The organism is Ruminococcus sp. RTP21359st1_H3_RTP21359_211015 (genome assembly GCF_040909065.1).
In the GTDB taxonomy this organism is placed as follows: domain Bacteria; phylum Bacillota; class Clostridia; order Oscillospirales; family Ruminococcaceae; genus Hominimerdicola; species Hominimerdicola aceti.
The window spans coordinates 1-15,154 of the sequence record NZ_JBDGDD010000044.1; the positions used below are offsets into that span (position 1 = coordinate 1).

12 protein-coding genes, 2 tRNA genes and 1 pseudogene are annotated in these 15,154 nt (G+C 43.2%); 7 read left to right on the forward strand and 8 right to left on the reverse strand.

Features of this window, described 5'->3' with window-relative positions:
• The first annotated feature begins 214 nt into the window (after positions 1 to 214).
• Together AB5Z01_RS12635 and AB5Z01_RS12640 are read left to right on the forward strand one after the other, a co-directional pair.
• Positions 215 to 303 (forward strand) — tRNA-Ser (locus AB5Z01_RS12635).
• Between the two features lie 22 nt (positions 304 to 325).
• A tRNA-Ser gene (locus AB5Z01_RS12640) sits at positions 326 to 415 on the forward strand.
• A gap of 110 nt (positions 416 to 525) precedes the next feature.
• Here AB5Z01_RS12640 and AB5Z01_RS12645 read toward each other — a convergent pair.
• From AB5Z01_RS12645 to AB5Z01_RS12660, 4 genes are all read right to left on the reverse strand, one after another.
• Positions 526 to 1,176 (reverse strand): YitT family protein, encoded by a 651-nt coding sequence (locus AB5Z01_RS12645; protein ID WP_287216353.1) that lies wholly within the window; start codon positions 1,174 to 1,176, stop codon positions 526 to 528.
• Between the two features lie 121 nt (positions 1,177 to 1,297).
• Positions 1,298 to 2,902, reverse strand: coding sequence for a phosphoenolpyruvate carboxykinase (ATP) (pckA, locus tag AB5Z01_RS12650; RefSeq protein ID WP_368365582.1), 1,605 nt, complete (start codon positions 2,900 to 2,902; stop codon positions 1,298 to 1,300).
• 508 nt (positions 2,903 to 3,410) lie between these two features.
• Positions 3,411 to 5,342, reverse strand: coding sequence for a GLUG motif-containing protein (locus tag AB5Z01_RS12655; protein ID WP_287216354.1), 1,932 nt, complete (start codon positions 5,340 to 5,342; stop codon positions 3,411 to 3,413).
• A gap of 204 nt (positions 5,343 to 5,546) precedes the next feature.
• The gene (locus tag AB5Z01_RS12660) at positions 5,547 to 7,265 is read right to left on the reverse strand and encodes a GLUG motif-containing protein (protein ID WP_287216481.1); all 1,719 of its coding nucleotides are present in this window, start codon (positions 7,263 to 7,265) and stop codon (positions 5,547 to 5,549) included.
• 225 nt (positions 7,266 to 7,490) lie between these two features.
• Between AB5Z01_RS12660 and AB5Z01_RS12665 the strand changes: the two genes are divergently transcribed.
• Positions 7,491 to 8,204 (forward strand): LytTR family DNA-binding domain-containing protein, encoded by a 714-nt coding sequence (locus AB5Z01_RS12665; RefSeq protein ID WP_287216355.1) that lies wholly within the window; start codon positions 7,491 to 7,493, stop codon positions 8,202 to 8,204.
• Positions 8,204 to 9,526, forward strand: a complete 1,323-nt coding sequence (locus AB5Z01_RS12670) for a sensor histidine kinase (RefSeq protein ID WP_286962084.1) — start codon at positions 8,204 to 8,206, stop codon at positions 9,524 to 9,526. Before AB5Z01_RS12665 ends, AB5Z01_RS12670 begins: the two co-directional genes overlap by 1 nt.
• A 68-nt stretch (positions 9,527 to 9,594) precedes the next feature.
• Here AB5Z01_RS12670 and AB5Z01_RS12675 read toward each other — a convergent pair whose 3' ends face one another.
• Both AB5Z01_RS12675 and AB5Z01_RS12680 read right to left on the reverse strand, forming a co-directional pair.
• The gene (locus AB5Z01_RS12675; RefSeq protein ID WP_117878268.1) at positions 9,595 to 11,154 is read right to left on the reverse strand and encodes an RNA polymerase sigma factor; all 1,560 of its coding nucleotides are present in this window, start codon (positions 11,152 to 11,154) and stop codon (positions 9,595 to 9,597) included.
• Positions 11,141 to 11,290, reverse strand: a complete 150-nt coding sequence (locus AB5Z01_RS12680) for a hypothetical protein (protein ID WP_278460006.1) — start codon at positions 11,288 to 11,290, stop codon at positions 11,141 to 11,143. Before AB5Z01_RS12680 ends, AB5Z01_RS12675 begins: the two co-directional genes overlap by 14 nt.
• Positions 11,291 to 11,635: 345 nt before the next feature.
• Here AB5Z01_RS12680 and AB5Z01_RS12685 point away from each other — a divergent pair, with 345 nt between their 5' ends.
• On the forward strand, positions 11,636 to 12,733 hold the full coding sequence (locus AB5Z01_RS12685) for a glycerol dehydrogenase (protein ID WP_367614620.1): 1,098 nt from the start codon (positions 11,636 to 11,638) through the stop codon (positions 12,731 to 12,733).
• Between the two features lie 274 nt (positions 12,734 to 13,007).
• Entirely contained in the window at positions 13,008 to 13,196 is a 189-nt protein-coding gene (locus AB5Z01_RS12690) for an antitoxin (protein WP_195221149.1), read from the forward strand.
• Positions 13,197 to 13,218: 22 nt separating this feature from the next.
• On the opposite strand, the gene AB5Z01_RS12695 is transcribed toward AB5Z01_RS12690, so the two are convergent.
• Positions 13,219 to 13,359, reverse strand: a complete 141-nt coding sequence (locus AB5Z01_RS12695) for a LysM domain-containing protein (protein WP_207732698.1) — start codon at positions 13,357 to 13,359, stop codon at positions 13,219 to 13,221.
• Between the two features lie 83 nt (positions 13,360 to 13,442).
• On the opposite strand from AB5Z01_RS12695, the pseudogene AB5Z01_RS12700 reads away from it, so the two are divergent.
• A pseudogene (locus AB5Z01_RS12700) lies at positions 13,443 to 13,647 on the forward strand (transposase); the annotation flags it as partial.
• A gap of 338 nt (positions 13,648 to 13,985) precedes the next feature.
• Here the strand turns inward: AB5Z01_RS12700 and AB5Z01_RS12705 are convergent.
• Positions 13,986 to 14,960 (reverse strand): YafY family protein, encoded by a 975-nt coding sequence (locus tag AB5Z01_RS12705; RefSeq protein WP_195221151.1) that lies wholly within the window; start codon positions 14,958 to 14,960, stop codon positions 13,986 to 13,988.
• Positions 14,961 to 15,154 lie beyond the last annotated feature (194 nt).

Consider the following 15,154-nt stretch of genomic DNA (forward strand, 5'->3'; position numbering starts at 1 on the left):
TCCTATGCGTCCCCTCAAATGGTTTTCGCCTATCGAATTTCTTAATAATAGTGTCCAATATGATTGACAAACCTACACGTTAGCATACGAAGGAATATTTATGCTTAAAAAAATTTCGCAAAAAAATTTGAAAAAGGGGTTGACAAGACAGATGAACTGTGCTATAATAATTAAGTCGCTGAGAGAGAACGACACAAAAACAAATAATTAATGTGGACAGGTGTCCGAGTGGTTTAAGGAGCTGGTCTTGAAAACCAGTGATACGGCAACGTACCGTGGGTTCGAATCCCACCCTGTCCGCCACATTTTTTATATATACAGGTTTGCGGATTTACCCAAGTGGTGAAGGGGCTCCCCTGCTAAGGGAGTAGGTCTGGAAACGGGCGCGAGAGTTCAAATCTCTCAATCCGCGCCAGCAAAAGTCTAAGCTTTTGCTTGTATCCGCTTTACGTTATGTGGAGCGGATTTTTTTATTATATAAATACACAAATGCCGCAGAGAAGCTTTTGTCCTCTGCGGTGTTTTTTATTCTGCAAGCCCTGCGGCACTTTTCATTCTGTCTTTGAAGAAATGGTCGAATACTGCCACGCACCTTCCCACAAGAAGCATTGCCGCCACCGTTCCGATACCGATACCTATTATCCGCTTGTCAAACAGCAGACCTATCACGCAGGCAATGGCAACACACGATGCGTCAAGAATATTCTTGCCAAAGCCCATGTTCTTTCCTAAGGCTTTTCCTATAGCCTGAGCAAGACCGTCGGCTGGGTTCGGCACGAACTTCATGGCTATCATCATTGACATTCCCGCACCCGTGCAGATTATTGCTGCTGCCAGATACAGCGTGTTTTGCCACAAATGTCCGAAATTGAAATCAAGCAGCTTTGAAAACATATTCAGCATCAGGCTGAACACAATGCTGAATGGTATTTGCAGCCAGTCTATAACAGTTCTGTCGCTGCCTTTTATTATCATTTCTATCACAACGAACAGTGCATATGCAGCAAAAGTCACAAGAGAAAAATTCACGTCCCATATACTCGATATGGCAAATGGCACTGATATAATGGTGGATACACCTAGCCCTGTTTTGATGTTCATCGTTATCCCTGCGGCAAGTATCACAAGCCCCATGGCATATATAGCCGCCCTTGCGGCATAATTCTTCTTTTCCAAACTAAATTCGCCTCCATACCAATTATACCACCTTCATTACACTTTTTCAAGAGCACAAAAAAGCTGCCGTACCAAAAGGCACAGCAGCTTTTATACTATATAATAGTATCAGAGTTATTGATTATTCCTTTGGACCTGCTGATACAAGAGCCTTACCTGCTGGGTTGCCCTCATACTTAGCAAAGTTCTTAACAAATCTGCTTGCAAGATCCTTAGCCTTTGTCTCCCACTCGGAAGCGTCAGCATATGTGTCACGAGGATCGAGAATTGCAGGATCAACGCCTGGAAGCTCTGTTGGAACTTCAAAGTCAAAGTGTGGTATCTTCTTTGTAGGTGCGTTGAGAATGTCGCCGTTAAGAATAGCATCGATAATTCCACGAGTATCCTTGATAGAGATTCTCTTGCCTGTGCCGTTCCAACCTGTGTTTACGAGGTATGCCTTAGCACCGCTCTTCTGCATCTTCTTAACAAGCTCTTCAGCATACTTTGTTGGGTGAAGCTCAAGGAAAGCCTGACCGAAGCAAGCTGAGAATGTTGGTGTAGGCTCAGTGATTCCACGCTCTGTACCTGCAAGCTTTGCAGTAAAGCCAGAGAGGAAGTAATACTGTGTCTGCTCTGGTGTGAGGATAGATACTGGAGGCAGTACGCCAAATGCGTCTGCTGAAAGGAAGATAACGTTCTTTGCAGCAGGAGCAGAAGAAATAGGTCTTACAATGTTCTTGATATGGTCGATAGGATAAGATACACGAGTGTTCTCTGTAACGCTCTTATCAGCAAAGTCGATCTTGCCGTTCTCGTCAAGAGTTACGTTCTCAAGAAGAGCATCTCTTCTGATAGCGTTGTAGATATCAGGCTCAGAATCCTTATCAAGGTTGATGACCTTAGCATAGCAGCCGCCCTCGAAGTTGAATACTCCGTTGTCGTCCCAGCCGTGCTCGTCGTCACCGATAAGAAGTCTCTTAGGGTCTGTAGAAAGTGTTGTCTTACCTGTACCGGACAGACCAAAGAAGATAGCTGTGTTCTCACCGTTCTTGTCTGTGTTAGCTGAGCAGTGCATTGAAGCCATGCCCTTGAGTGGAAGGAAGTAGTTCATCATTGAGAACATACCCTTCTTCATCTCTCCGCCGTACCAAGTGTTGATGATTACCTGCTCACGGCTTGTGATGTTGAACATAACAGCTGTCTCAGAGTTAAGACCAAGCTCCTTATAGTTCTCTACCTTAGCCTTTGAAGCGTTGTATACAACGAAGTCAGGCTCAAAGTTCTCAAGCTCCTCAGCAGTTGGCTTGATAAACATATTTGTTACAAAGTGAGCCTGCCAAGCAACCTCAACGATGAAACGGATAGCCATTCTTGTATCCTTGTTAGCGCCGCAGAATGCGTCAACTACGAAAAGTCTCTTATTTGAAAGTTCCTTGATAGCGAGTTCCTTAACAGACTTCCAAGCCTCCTGTGAAGCTGGGTGGTTGTCGTTCTTGTACTCGTCAGAAGTCCACCAAACAGTGTCCTTAGAATTTTCGTCCATAACGATGAACTTATCTTTAGGTGAACGGCCTGTATAAACGCCTGTCATAACGTTTACTGCGCCAAGCTCACTTTCCTGACCCTTTTCATAGCCTTCGAGTGTTGGCTTTGCTTCTTCCTCGAACAGCTGCTCGTAAGAAGGGTTGTAAACAACTTCTGTAGTTCCGGTGATACCGTACTTGCTCAAATCGATCTTTGACATGTTGCAATAACTCCTTTTCAAAAAAAATATCGTTAATAGGCGCTATAATGAAACAGCACACGCTGGCGCATTCATTTTCTTTCCTTATTATAAAGCATAAGCTATACAGAAATTCATCTGACAATTGAAAACACACTGCCAGCATTTCATGCTGTGCTCCTATTACAGCAATATAATTATACCACATATTTTTCTGAATTGCAAGGGTAAACGCAGATTTTGTGAGCTGATTTTTTACATTTCGCTTAAATCTATAACGATTTTTTATGAATAAATGTAATTTCATGGTATAAAATAGATAATAAAAGATATTGACTATTATCAATAGTTAGTCTGAGCTTGCGTGGACGATTTTGCAGTATCAATATAAAATAATTGCATTTTTATGCTTCTTTGCAAAAAAACGCCCCAAATTATGCAGGCAAATTCCGCTTTCCTGCAAACAGAAAAAAGGCAGTCCACAAGGAACTGCCCTTCTCCGAAATATCAACAATAGGGGAGATCTTATTTACTTTTTCCTCTTAGCCATGACCACAGCCGCACCGCTCAGAAGTGCAAGAGCGAAAGCTCCTCCAGCAACGCCGGTCGATGGGTTTGTGTTTGAAGCGTTTGAAGCTGCCTTTGAGCTGCTGTCTGACTTGCTGTCAGTTGCCTTGCTGTCGGAAGATGAGCTGTCAGAAGCGGAACTGCTCGTATCTGACGAAGCATCAGAACTGCTTACGCTGTCAGGCTGTGAAGAAGCAGGTGCTTTCTTTACAAGGTTTGCCACAGCGTCATTTATAGCCTTTGCCATAGCGTCCACATCAGCCTGCTCTGTGATGTTCTTTGTTCTGTCGATAGCGGCAAGAGCCTTTTCGACTTCTGAGAAATCCTCATAATCGTCTTTGTTGAGAGCCTTTGCGGCTTCCTCTGCCTTGTCAAGCTCTGTGTAGTCTGCTGACTTGTAAACAAGTGCCTCAACAGCGTCGTTTATATCATTTGTCATTTTGTCAACATCTGACTGCTGTGCAAGATCTCTATACCCTCTTAAAGCCTCAACTGCACTGTACAAGTTTGCAACGCTTTCATCTGTGTAGATAGAAAGGTCGGCAGGAATATTACCCAGCACTTCATAAACATTGCTGTAGTCAGCAGGCTCAGCACCGCAGGCAGGAGTATCGTTATCACGCTTAGTCCATACGTTTGATGAGCCGTTGAGCACATTTAAAAAGCTGTCTGTTTTCATATCGTCAATAGTAAGAGAAGCTGCTGATTCCGTATTTTTTGCTGTATTTTGTATGTTGTAGTAGCAATTTTGAATCGTACTTCTATTCATCGTATCTTGCATTGCAAAAGCATAAGCTGAAGAAGAAATATCAGATACAAGACCTGTTGCATAGCAATTCTTTACAGTGCCATAATAGTTATTGCTTGCAGCGTCAGTACCCAAGAATGACGCACCAACAAAACAGTTGCTTACATCGCCCTTTGCATAGCAGTTGCTGATGTTAAGACCTGAGATGTTTCCAACAAAGCCGCCTGCATATTCTGCACCTGTTATATTGCCTGTGGCATAGCAATTTTCTATCAAAGTTTCATCAATTGTCACTCCATTACCTATTCCAACGAAGCCACCTACTGCGATACCACGACCATTTCCTGTTACCTCAACAGAAACGTCTGCACCGCAATATTTAGCAGATGAGCCTTTTGCGAGCGTACCAACAAAGCCACCAACATTGCCCTTTTTTGTTGATTCCTCTATCTTTCCGGAAACACGGCTGTGGCTCACTGTTGTACCTCCGTCCTGAATGCCTACTAATCCGCCTATGCTGTTAAGAGCAACATAGCTGCCGTCAGAGCCTGCTTTCATGTCAAGACCGATAACAGTACAATTTACTATATCGCCCATAGAATAACCTACAAGCGCACCTCCCATGCGGAAGCCATATCCACTGCTGTGATTTCCGCCAACATAGTTTATAGAAACATTTTCAAGAACTACGTCCTCGATAGTGCCGCTGGTCGCACCGAACAAGCCGCATACATCGCCACTGTATGGCGATGTTTCTGTTCCAATGGTAAGATTTTTGATAGTATAACCATTTCCGTCAAAGTTGCCAGAGAAAACAAAATATTCATGACCACCCATAATAAGATCCGCCACAGTTTCTCCTACTGGAGTCCACTCTTTTCCACCGAGGTCGATATCCTCTGTAAGCTCAAAGTATGTGTCTGCATATTTTTCACCATATTCCTCTGCGTTCACTCTTTTCGCAAAATACGCAAGCTGTGAGCCATTAGCTATTTGATAAGGGTCATCTTTTGTGCCTTTTCCTCCTGCAAAAGATTCCGCTACAGAGCCGTCCCAAACCTCTGTACCATCAGCAAAAACAGAAACAGGCACTAAGCTTGCCGCAAGACCCATCGTCACCAAAAGGCTTAAAATCTTCTTTTTCATTCTAATTCCTCCATTATATTTTTCGGGGTTGATATTTCTTTTTTACTCAGAGCATAGATTTTTCACGATTATTTTAACACAACCCACACACTTGTCGACAAGTTTGACACAAGCCGTCAAAAATCTGCGCAAGCGGTATTCATTTAAACAAATAATGTATGAAAGTCCCACTTAATTGCTTTATATATCTATTTAATGGATATATTACTTTTTCTTCTTAGCCATGACCACAGCCGCACCGCTCAGAAGTGCAAGAGCGAACGCTCCGCCAGCAACGCCTGTTGACGGGTTTGTGTTTGAAGCGTTTGAAGCCGCCTTTGAGCTGCTGTCTGCCTTGCTGTCGGCTGATGAGCTGTCAGAAGCGGAACTGTCAGGCTGTGAAGAAGCAGGTGTTTTCTTTACAAGGTTTGCCACAGCGTCATTTATAGCCTTTACCATAGCGTCCACGTCAGCCTGCTCTGTGATGTTCTTCGTTCTGTCGATAGCGGCAAGAGCCTTTTCGACTTCTGAGAAGTCCTCATAATAGTCCTTGTTGAGAGCCTTTGCGGCTTTCTCTGCCTTGTCAAGCTCTGTATAGTCTGCTGACTTGTATGCAAGTTCAAAAGCCTGTGTATGTGTTGCGATATCTGCTGAAATAGTTATTTCCTTGCTGAGAGGCTCGCAATCGTCAGCAGTTACCTCTACTGTGTAAGTGCCTGCTGTAAGCATTGCAGTATTGTTTGTTATCTCTTTTCCGTCTACCTTTATTACAACATTTTTCAGGTCAGCAGGTGTTACTTCAAAATCAACTGCATATTCCTTAGTTGGCAGGACAGGTGTTTTTCCCTCAACATACTGATACTTTGCACCGTTGGCTGTCAGCTCATCATAAAATTCTTTTGTTGTCATATAGTCATATGATTTAGCCTTGCCTGCTTCTTTATTTGAACCGCAAGCTTCAACATCTTCTGTTTCTGTGAAATAGTTGTTTTTAAAGTCAGGTGTGGACGAGGAATCTTTTCCCACTATTCCACCGAAACGTGTATATGGCTTTTTGGCTGAATACTGTGAAAGGTCAATTTCTCCTGCAAAATAGCAATCACTTACAGAACCGCCAGCTACTGAACCAACAATACCGCCTACATCTGTGGTCCCGTTGCCAACCGGCGTGAGTTTTCCTGTAACATAGCTGTTTACGACCTTAGCATTTTCAATCAAACGTCCTGCGATTCCGCCAGCAGTAGCGGCAGCATATACCATATCGCCTGTGTTTGAGCAATAACGGACTTCTGTTCCATTTTGTGCATATCCAACTATGCCACCCACATAAAGGCTGCTGCTGTCGCCTGAAATAGTTATGTCCGCTGTGTTCTCACAATACTCAAAAGTTGTGCCGTCTGCCTGACCTACCATGCCCATGAAGCCATAAACATATTTGCCGTTATTGTTGAACGATACGTTTGACACACAATCAGAAATAGTACAATCACCTGCAAATCCTGCAATAGTGCCATAAAAAGTATAGTCGTTATCAGCATTTGTCACATCAATACTTCCCTCTATAGTCAGACCTGATACCTCTGCACCTTCAATATCGCCAAAGAAACCGACCAACAAGTCTTTGCCATAGATAGGTGTAAAGTCAATATTTGATATCGTATGACCGTTTCCGTAAAATTTACCGCTGAAATAATTCTGAAGTTCACCCTTTGCGTTAAAAACATTTCCAATAGGTGTCCAGTCAATGCCCGTTAAGTCAAGATCCTTATTGAGAACTACAACAGCGTCTGTCTTGCCGTTAAAATCGCCATCGTTTACTGCTTTTCCAAAAGCCAACAGGTCGTCAACAGTTTTTATTACCGTCTTATTGTCGTCTGCAAATGCCGTTGTCGGCACAAACAAAAGACAGCCCGTCACCAAAAGGCTTACAATTTTCTTTTTCATTCTAATTCCTCCATTATATTTTTCTGGGTTGATATTTCTTTTTTACTCAGAACAAAATTTATCACGATTATTTTAACACAGACTACACACTTTGTCAATAAATTTAGCACAAGCGGTCAAAAATCTGCACAAGTGGTAACAAAACCAATGAATAATGCTTGAATTTTGCTTTTATTTGTGTTATTATATATTAAGAAATCATGTATAAGAAAGGATCTTTACAGTATGAGAGTGGCATTGGTAGACGATAATAAAAACGACCTTGCACTTCTTCATAAATATATTTCCGAACAGACCGCTCACAGCTGTCAGATAGATACGTTTTCAAGCGGAGAAAGCTTTTTGTCCTGTTGGCAGATGGGGGTTTACGATCTGGTGGTGCTTGATATATTCATGGGGAAAATGACAGGGATAGAGGTCGCAGAAAAGCTTCGTGAAACAGACCAAAGCGTTCATATCGCATTCGGCACTTCAAGCAACGAGTTTGCAAGCGAAAGCTACGACCTCAACGCCTGCTACTATCTTTGCAAGCCCTTTCAGGCTGACAAAGTAAAAGCCATGCTTGACCGGATCGGTTCTGATGAAATTGATCGTATGCGTTCAGTTAAGCTTCCCGACGGTCAGAACGTGATACTCAGAAACGTTATCTACATAGACTGTGCGTCACATATCGTGACTATCCATTGTACAGACGGTGAAAGCATAGTTTCAAGAAATTCTTTTGCTGAGATCGAGAGCATTTTTTGCAGTCATTCATACTTTTACACATCCACCAAAGGCGTCATCGTGAATTTCTATGAGATAACCCAGCAAAAAAGCGACCTTTTCATAATGAGCGACGGCACGCATATCCCCATAAGCCGCCGAAAATCCAGAGAAACATTAGACGCCTTCGCTCAGTTTCGCTTTGGCGATCTGCGAAAAGGCGGTGAGCAGTAATGCCTCCTTTATACCGCCTTGTGGAAGTGGGCATATATTCCCTTCTGAATTTTCTGCCACTTATGGTGCTTGCCCTTTATCCCTTCCGGCATAGACTTCGCTTTTCCAAAACAGCTACTGTGGGACTTGTTGTGGCTCTTTCACTGGTGCAGATCTTCTTAGGCTGGCAGGCGGCATTTTTCAGCACAAATGCAGGTCTGTTAAGTGCAGTCAGCACCCTGCTCTATGCGGCTTTTTACTTTTTCGCTGTGAAGGTCAAGGTCGGCAAAACAGGCTTCACACTGCTTCTGCTTTCAAATAACGCAAGCTTTATCGTAATTACCTCAAAATGTCTGGAGGGTATTCTGTTCCCGTCACTTGCCTATGAATCATACCGCTGGTCGTTTTCCCTTTGTATGCTTATGACAGAAGCCGTGGTATGGGGGCCGCTTTTTATCTACATGAAAAAGGTCTACACACCTGCGGTGGAAAGAGAGCCGTCAGGTCTGGAGTGGCGCTATCTTTGGCTTATCCCATTTACGTTCTATATAATATGGTACTATACGCTCTACGGCAACTCTACGAAAAGCAGCTTAGAGCTTGCTCTGGAGCCAAAGAACACCATAGCTCTGTTCTTTATAAACGCAGGGGCGTTTCTGGTGTATTACATCGTAGCACGGCTGGTCATCGAACAGCAGAAAAATCTGCGGCTTCAGGAAAATAACCACCTGCTCGAAATGCAGAACCTGCAATATGACTATTTGCAGGATAAGATAAAAGAAACAAGACGCTATAAGCATGATGTCAGACATCATATCGCTCTTATGCAGGAGCTTCTGAAAAAGGGCGAATACGATAAGCTTTCGGAATATCTCAATTCTTTCAGGGATTCTATGCCCGATATATCAGAACACATTTACTGCAAAAACACATCTGTAAGCGCACTTCTTGCATATTTTGCTCAAATAGCGGAAAGCAGCGGCATTGAATACAAGGTGAGCGCTGACATCCCAGATGATATAAAAATAGACATAACCGACCTCTCTGTGCTTTTCGGAAATCTTATCGAAAACGCCATTCACGGCTGCGTGTCTGACAGTGCAAAGAATAAAAAAATAATAATCAGAGCAAAGGCTGACAGCTATTCCCTGTGTCTGGCGGTGGACAACACCTTCACCGGAACTATCCTCACCGACCCAGAAGGCGGTTTCCTTTCCTCAAAACGCAAAGGCAAAGGGATCGGCACAGAGTCTGTCAAGAACATTGCCGCCAAATACAATGGCGTAGCTAAATTTGAATACGGTGACGGAATGTTTTACGCTTCCGTAATGCTGAACATATGAAAAAGGCGGAAAGCTCGCAAAGAGCCTCCGCTTTTTCTGTTATATATAGTATATCCGTTTTGCTGTTCTTAATTGTCGCTTATATCACACACTGCCACGCTTGTAACAGGGTCAATGTCAGAGATGTCAACGCCGTATTGATATGGGTTGAGTTCAAAAGTCTCGCTGTCCGTCTGAGCCTGCATTCTTTTATATGTTTCATCAAGCTGTTCGTCAGTGAGGTCAAAGCCGAACCACCATGTTCTGCCGTTTATTGTCGCTGATACGATTCGGTTTCTGTCTGTATTTGAAAGATACATAAGTGGCTTTTCACCCAGAGCGTTGCAAAGCTCGTTGTATGTCATGCCCACATAGATATTCTTTGTGATGTATGCACCATTGTAAAGCTCCACCCTTGTGACAGGCAGGCTTTCGTCAACATAGCCCTTGCCTGTTTCGGTATTCAAAGCCGCCCTGCCGAAGTGATACTGCGGAAAAGCCGAGCACTGATACATAGAATCATAGCCGTTTTGAACGAATGTTGGATAAACAAACTCATAGTTGTTGTCTGCCATTTTGAGCATATCCCCCACTGTATTTGAAAACAGCTCCTCGCCTGGGTTGTCTGCACTTGGGAGGACAGCGCTTGTATTTTCGCCTTGCGTATCTGTAACAGGAGTATCGGTTTGCACAGGTGCAGGTGCAGTTGTCACGGCGGTGTCTGTTACCTTTTCAGGCTCGCTTGACGGCTCAGATATGCTGTCTGTTTCAGCTTTTGACGAACTGATTTCAGGTATCTTCTCTGATGAAGCGTCTGCCATACTGCTGTCAGAAAGGTCAAGGCTATCATCATTTAAGCTGTCTGAAACACTGCTGTCATCGTGAACGCCGAAGCCGTTGTTGTTCACTCCACGGAGAGCCAATGGTATGCTCACTGCCACCACCACAGCCGCCGCAGTTCCCACTATCTTTATAGCAGCGGAAGAGGTTTTCAACGCTGTAACAGGTGAAGCCGCTGTCATTGCATACTTTTTCGGCAGAGCCGCTCTCATCATTGCGCTCATAGGCACAGCCGCAAATGCGCCGCCCTCAAAGATACGCTCTATCTCTTTCTTTATCTTTGCCCTCGCCTTAAAAAGCTTCTGCTTGGCGGCATTCTCGCTTATCTCCAAAATCTCGGACACTTTTTTCAGCGGCATGCCGTCATAATAATAAAGTATCACCGCCGACCTCTGCTCAGGCTTCAGCCCCTCTATGACCTTTTTCAGACAGCGTTTAAGCTCCTTGCTGTCGGCATAATCCTCAGGGAGCATAACAGTATCGTCAGCATGGATATCCTCGCTGAGGTTTTCGTCATCAAGGCTTATGTTATCCTCTCTGCCCTTTTGTCTGAAATACATTCTGCACTTGTTGAAAGCGATAGAGTGAAGCCACGTTTCATAATGCTCAGGCTCTTTCAGCGACCCTATCCCCTCCATTGAAGCCAAAAAGCTGTCCTCGGTGATATCCTCTGCGGTATGCTTATCCCCAACGTTTTTCAGCACGAAGAAATAAAGCTTCTCGTGGAACTCTTTGTACAGCTTCTCAAAAGCTGTCTTTTCACCATTTTGAGCCTTTTCTACAACGGCTCTCAATTCATTCTTGTTCATTCACATATCCCTCCAAGACAAGTATGCGTATCAACCTTTTCATCTGCGCCTCTGCCTCATCGTCTGTCTGACGAGTTTCCTCGTTCATGGACCTTAGGACAAAGGCGATGACATCTCCAAGCTTTGCATTTTCCATTTTTATCTCCGTTTCATGCTCTCTCGTTTTTGCCCTTTCATATACTTAGTTGCAGTTATCCCGATATGGTTATCATAGCATCACACTTTTGTATATCTGCACAAAAACACACCCCACAGCCTATGAAAAATGCACAACCTTATGACGCATACTGTCTTAATACTCATTATACTATATTTATGTATATTAAGCAACTATTTTTCAAAACTTGCCATAATAGATAATTCACATATCATTTATAAAATGTTTTTTGTATCTCTTGTGCAATATGCTATAATCTAGTTGAAAATACGGAAAGAATTCCGTATAAAGTTAATAAATCAAACAAATCGGAGGTAATTCATTATGATGGGAAGACTCAGAGCAATGCGTGAGCCGCTCAAATATGTTCAGGGCAGAGATGCTACACTTAAGTTTCATGAAGAAATGGGCTATATGGGCAAAAGGTGGCTGTTTGTATGTTCAAACAGTGGCTACAAAGCCTGTCATGACAAGATAGAGAAAAGCTTTGGCGAGCTTGACGATTACAGACGCTATGAAATATTTGGTGGTATATCAAGCAAGGGCGAGATAGCCAAAATGGAAGAGATAGTAAAGGCTGACAACATCGACACAGTAGTTGCAGTTGGCGGCGGAAGCGCAGTTGATACTGCAAAAGCTACAGCATACTACACAGGCAAGCACATTGTTATCGTGCCAACAGTTGCGGCAACAGATGCGCCATGTACAGGTCTGTCAGTAATATACAATGATGACCACAGCTTTGACAAATATCTTTTCTATCCTACCAATCCAGACGCAGTAATGGTAGACACAACAGTTATCGCAAACGCACCTGTAAAGTTCCTTATTGCAGGCATGGGCGATGCACTTGGTACATATTTTGAGGGCAGAGCTTCCATAAGAACAGAGTCTGCAAGCCTTGAAGGCACAGGCATCACAAGAGCAGGACAGGCACTTGCAAGACTTTGCTATGACACGCTGAAAACATACGGCAAGCAGGCAGTTGAGGCTTGCAAGGTACACGCAGTTACACCTGCCCTTGAAGCTATCTGCGAGGCTAACGTATATCTTTCAGGTGTTGGAGCAGACAACGTAAACTGTGCGGCCGCACACTCGTTCTACAATGGCGTAACATCATTGGGAATCAAGCACGCAGACCACGGCTGTTGTGTAGCCCTTGGTACACTGGTTCAGCTTGTACTTGAGGGTGCGCCAAAGGAAGAGTTTGAAGAGGTACAGAACTTCTGCCTTGAAGTGGGACTTCCTGTCACACTTGAAGAGATCGGTGTAACTACACCTGAGCAGGTAGAAACTATCGCAAAGAACGCTTGTATCCCGGGTGAAACTATCCACAATCTTGCAGGCGACGTACAGCCTATCGAGCTTTATGACGCTATCATGCAGGCAGACGCAATGGGCAAGATAGCATTGGACAAATAAGGGATAGTGTATATTTAAAATAATATTGCCACCCACGGCTGATTTGGCTGTGGGTGGTTTTTTGTGCGAAAAAAGAGGCTGTAAAAAAGTCCCTTTTTTCTTTTTCTTACCCATTGGTTTCACTCCTTTCGTTCTTTTCTGATATTATTATAGCATACTTATGCTAGTATTCAAATACACAAAATATACAAACTTACACAAGTATGCTTGTGCATTTTGCATACTTGTGTAAGTGTTTCAAGTATGCTATAATATAGGACAAGGAGGTGCAACTATGAGTGGTAAAACATCAACAGCCAGTAAAAGACTATATAATGAAAAGACATATGACAGAATAAGTTTAGTTGTCAAGAAAGGCAGGAGAGAAGAACTAAAAGCCTATGCGGAAAGTAAGGGCATGAGTATCAACGGGTACATTAACAAGTTAATAGATGAAGATATGAAAACAGCCGACAAGGAATAACCCCTGTCGGCTGTCTTACTACCTACTTGATTTTAATTTTCTGCCCTGCGTAAATGATGTTCGGATTCTTGAGACCATTGTCCTTGACAAGCTTCGCAACAGTGGTCTTGTAGCGCTGTGCGATGCCTGAGAGCGTGTCCCCACGCTTCACAGTGTAAGTCAACACCTTCTTGACGGAGCTTGCAGAGGGCTTTGCGGATACCGCCCAGTCAGCGAAATGTCAATGAGAGAAAATATCTTTACACATTTCTAGAAAACGGAGATGTTCCCATAGACAATAACAGGGCTGAAAATGCGATAAGGCCGTTTGCCATCGGCAGAAAAAAACTGGCTTTTCAGCAACACAGCCAACGGAGCCAAAGCAAGTGCCGCACTATATTCACTTATTTCAACGGCTCAGGCGAATGGACTTGACGCAGAGAAATATCTGACGGAACTGTTTTTATTGTAAAGCAAAAAAGCTTGCAAACCCTCATAGATAAAGGATTTGCAAGCTTTTTATGCGAAATATGCACTTTTACTGAAATTAAAATGTAATGAATGTTAGCAGATGAGATGTAGTAAACAAAAAGTCAGTGTTATTATCTACTAGCTCCACAGTTTCTACAGAATTTTGCTCCTTGCTTGATAAATAATTGAGCATAAATCTGTATATTTCAGAAACAGTAACCACTTTCGAAGGTTGAGATAACCAAGCGACGATTTCTTTTTTTTTTTATCATCTATATATACCCATATCACAAGTACTATAATGCCTAATATAATAAGTTGCATTATTTTTCAACTCCTTCATTTCTCCTCATACCTTTCCCCCATCGCCCCGATCTCTGCCAGCATATCCTCCACCAGCGGTTTTGGCTCAAGGACTTTTACCCACGAGCCTTGGGAGAGCAGGTACATTATTATCCCCCTGCCGTAGTTGACCTCGGCAGTGATAACGCTCTTTGTGCCGTTCTGCTCAATGACTTTTGCGGTGGGCAGCCTGTCAAGAACTGCCTGCAAAGACAGCCCCGAAAACTCAAAGGTTATCCGCACGTTGTCCCCTGGAAACATAAACTGATTTTTCTCACGCAGGTCGCCCTCGTCAAAGCTGTGCTCACGATCAAGCTGGAAATTCTCCCTGTGCTCAACAATATTTTTTATCCTGTCAATGCGGAAATACCTCGCCTTGTACTGGGTATCATCTGCCGCATATGCGATAAGATAAAAATAATATTCGCTGAACATTATCGCCGCAGGCTTCAGCTTCCTAACAACTTCGCTCCTGTCCATTTTCAGATATGTCGCCGAAATGACCTTCTTACCATCAATGCACTGCACAAGACGCCAAAGATTGTTTATCACGCTGTCGCAGTCAGAGCGTACCTCGTGATAATGATATATCTCCCTGCGTATCACCTCATCAAGAAGCTTTCGGTCATTGGCAGTGGTAAACTTTCTCAGCTTAGATACAATGAATAGCATATCTTCTTTGCTGAAACAACGTGCCCCGAGTATCACTTTTACCAAGGCAAAAAGCTCCTGATTTTTCAGAAACTCGTCGCTTTTAAGTATGTAAGCCCTGTCCTTGTGCGAATATGTGACCTCGGCATTTTGCATAAGCTCCCTGTGTTCCGCAAGAAAATCGTTTATCCTTGCAATGTCACGGCTGACGCTCTTTGATGATATCCTATACTCCTCCGCAATAAGCCGATTAGGCACGACTTCGCCGTGTAAAAGCCGATAAAATATTTCAAGTACTCTGTCTAAACGCTCATTTTCCATTTTATTACCCTCTTTCTTACAATTATACCACATTTGATTTTGAATTTGTTAAGCTGGCTGCTTAGTATAACGTTTTCGAAGAATATTTTTTTATTTTAACCAAAAATGTCAAATAACCGGTGCGGCAAATCATCGTATTTTGTCGTTTTATCTTGCTTTCAGTATAGCATAATTGCCAGACAAAGGTATGTCCG

Bases quoted from the DNA above. Each gene is read 5' to 3' on its own strand.
- AB5Z01_RS12680 (WP_278460006.1), bottom strand. From the start codon at position 11,290: ATGGAAAATGCAAAGCTTGGAGATGTCATCGCCTTTGTCCTAAGGTCC.
- AB5Z01_RS12675 (WP_117878268.1), bottom strand. From the start codon at position 11,154: ATGAACAAGAATGAATTGAGAGCCGTTGTAGAAAAGGCTCAAAATGGT.
- AB5Z01_RS12685 (WP_367614620.1), top strand. From the start codon at position 11,636: ATGATGGGAAGACTCAGAGCAATGCGTGAGCCGCTCAAATATGTTCAG.
- AB5Z01_RS12660 (WP_287216481.1), bottom strand. From the start codon at position 7,265: ATGAAAAAGAAAATTGTAAGCCTTTTGGTGACGGGCTGTCTTTTGTTT.
- AB5Z01_RS12665 (WP_287216355.1), top strand. From the start codon at position 7,491: ATGAGAGTGGCATTGGTAGACGATAATAAAAACGACCTTGCACTTCTT.
- AB5Z01_RS12690 (WP_195221149.1), top strand. From the start codon at position 13,008: ATGAGTGGTAAAACATCAACAGCCAGTAAAAGACTATATAATGAAAAG.
- AB5Z01_RS12670 (WP_286962084.1), top strand. From the start codon at position 8,204: ATGCCTCCTTTATACCGCCTTGTGGAAGTGGGCATATATTCCCTTCTG.
- pckA (WP_368365582.1), bottom strand. From the start codon at position 2,902: ATGTCAAAGATCGATTTGAGCAAGTACGGTATCACCGGAACTACAGAA.
- AB5Z01_RS12655 (WP_287216354.1), bottom strand. From the start codon at position 5,342: ATGAAAAAGAAGATTTTAAGCCTTTTGGTGACGATGGGTCTTGCGGCA.
- AB5Z01_RS12705 (WP_195221151.1), bottom strand. From the start codon at position 14,960: ATGGAAAATGAGCGTTTAGACAGAGTACTTGAAATATTTTATCGGCTT.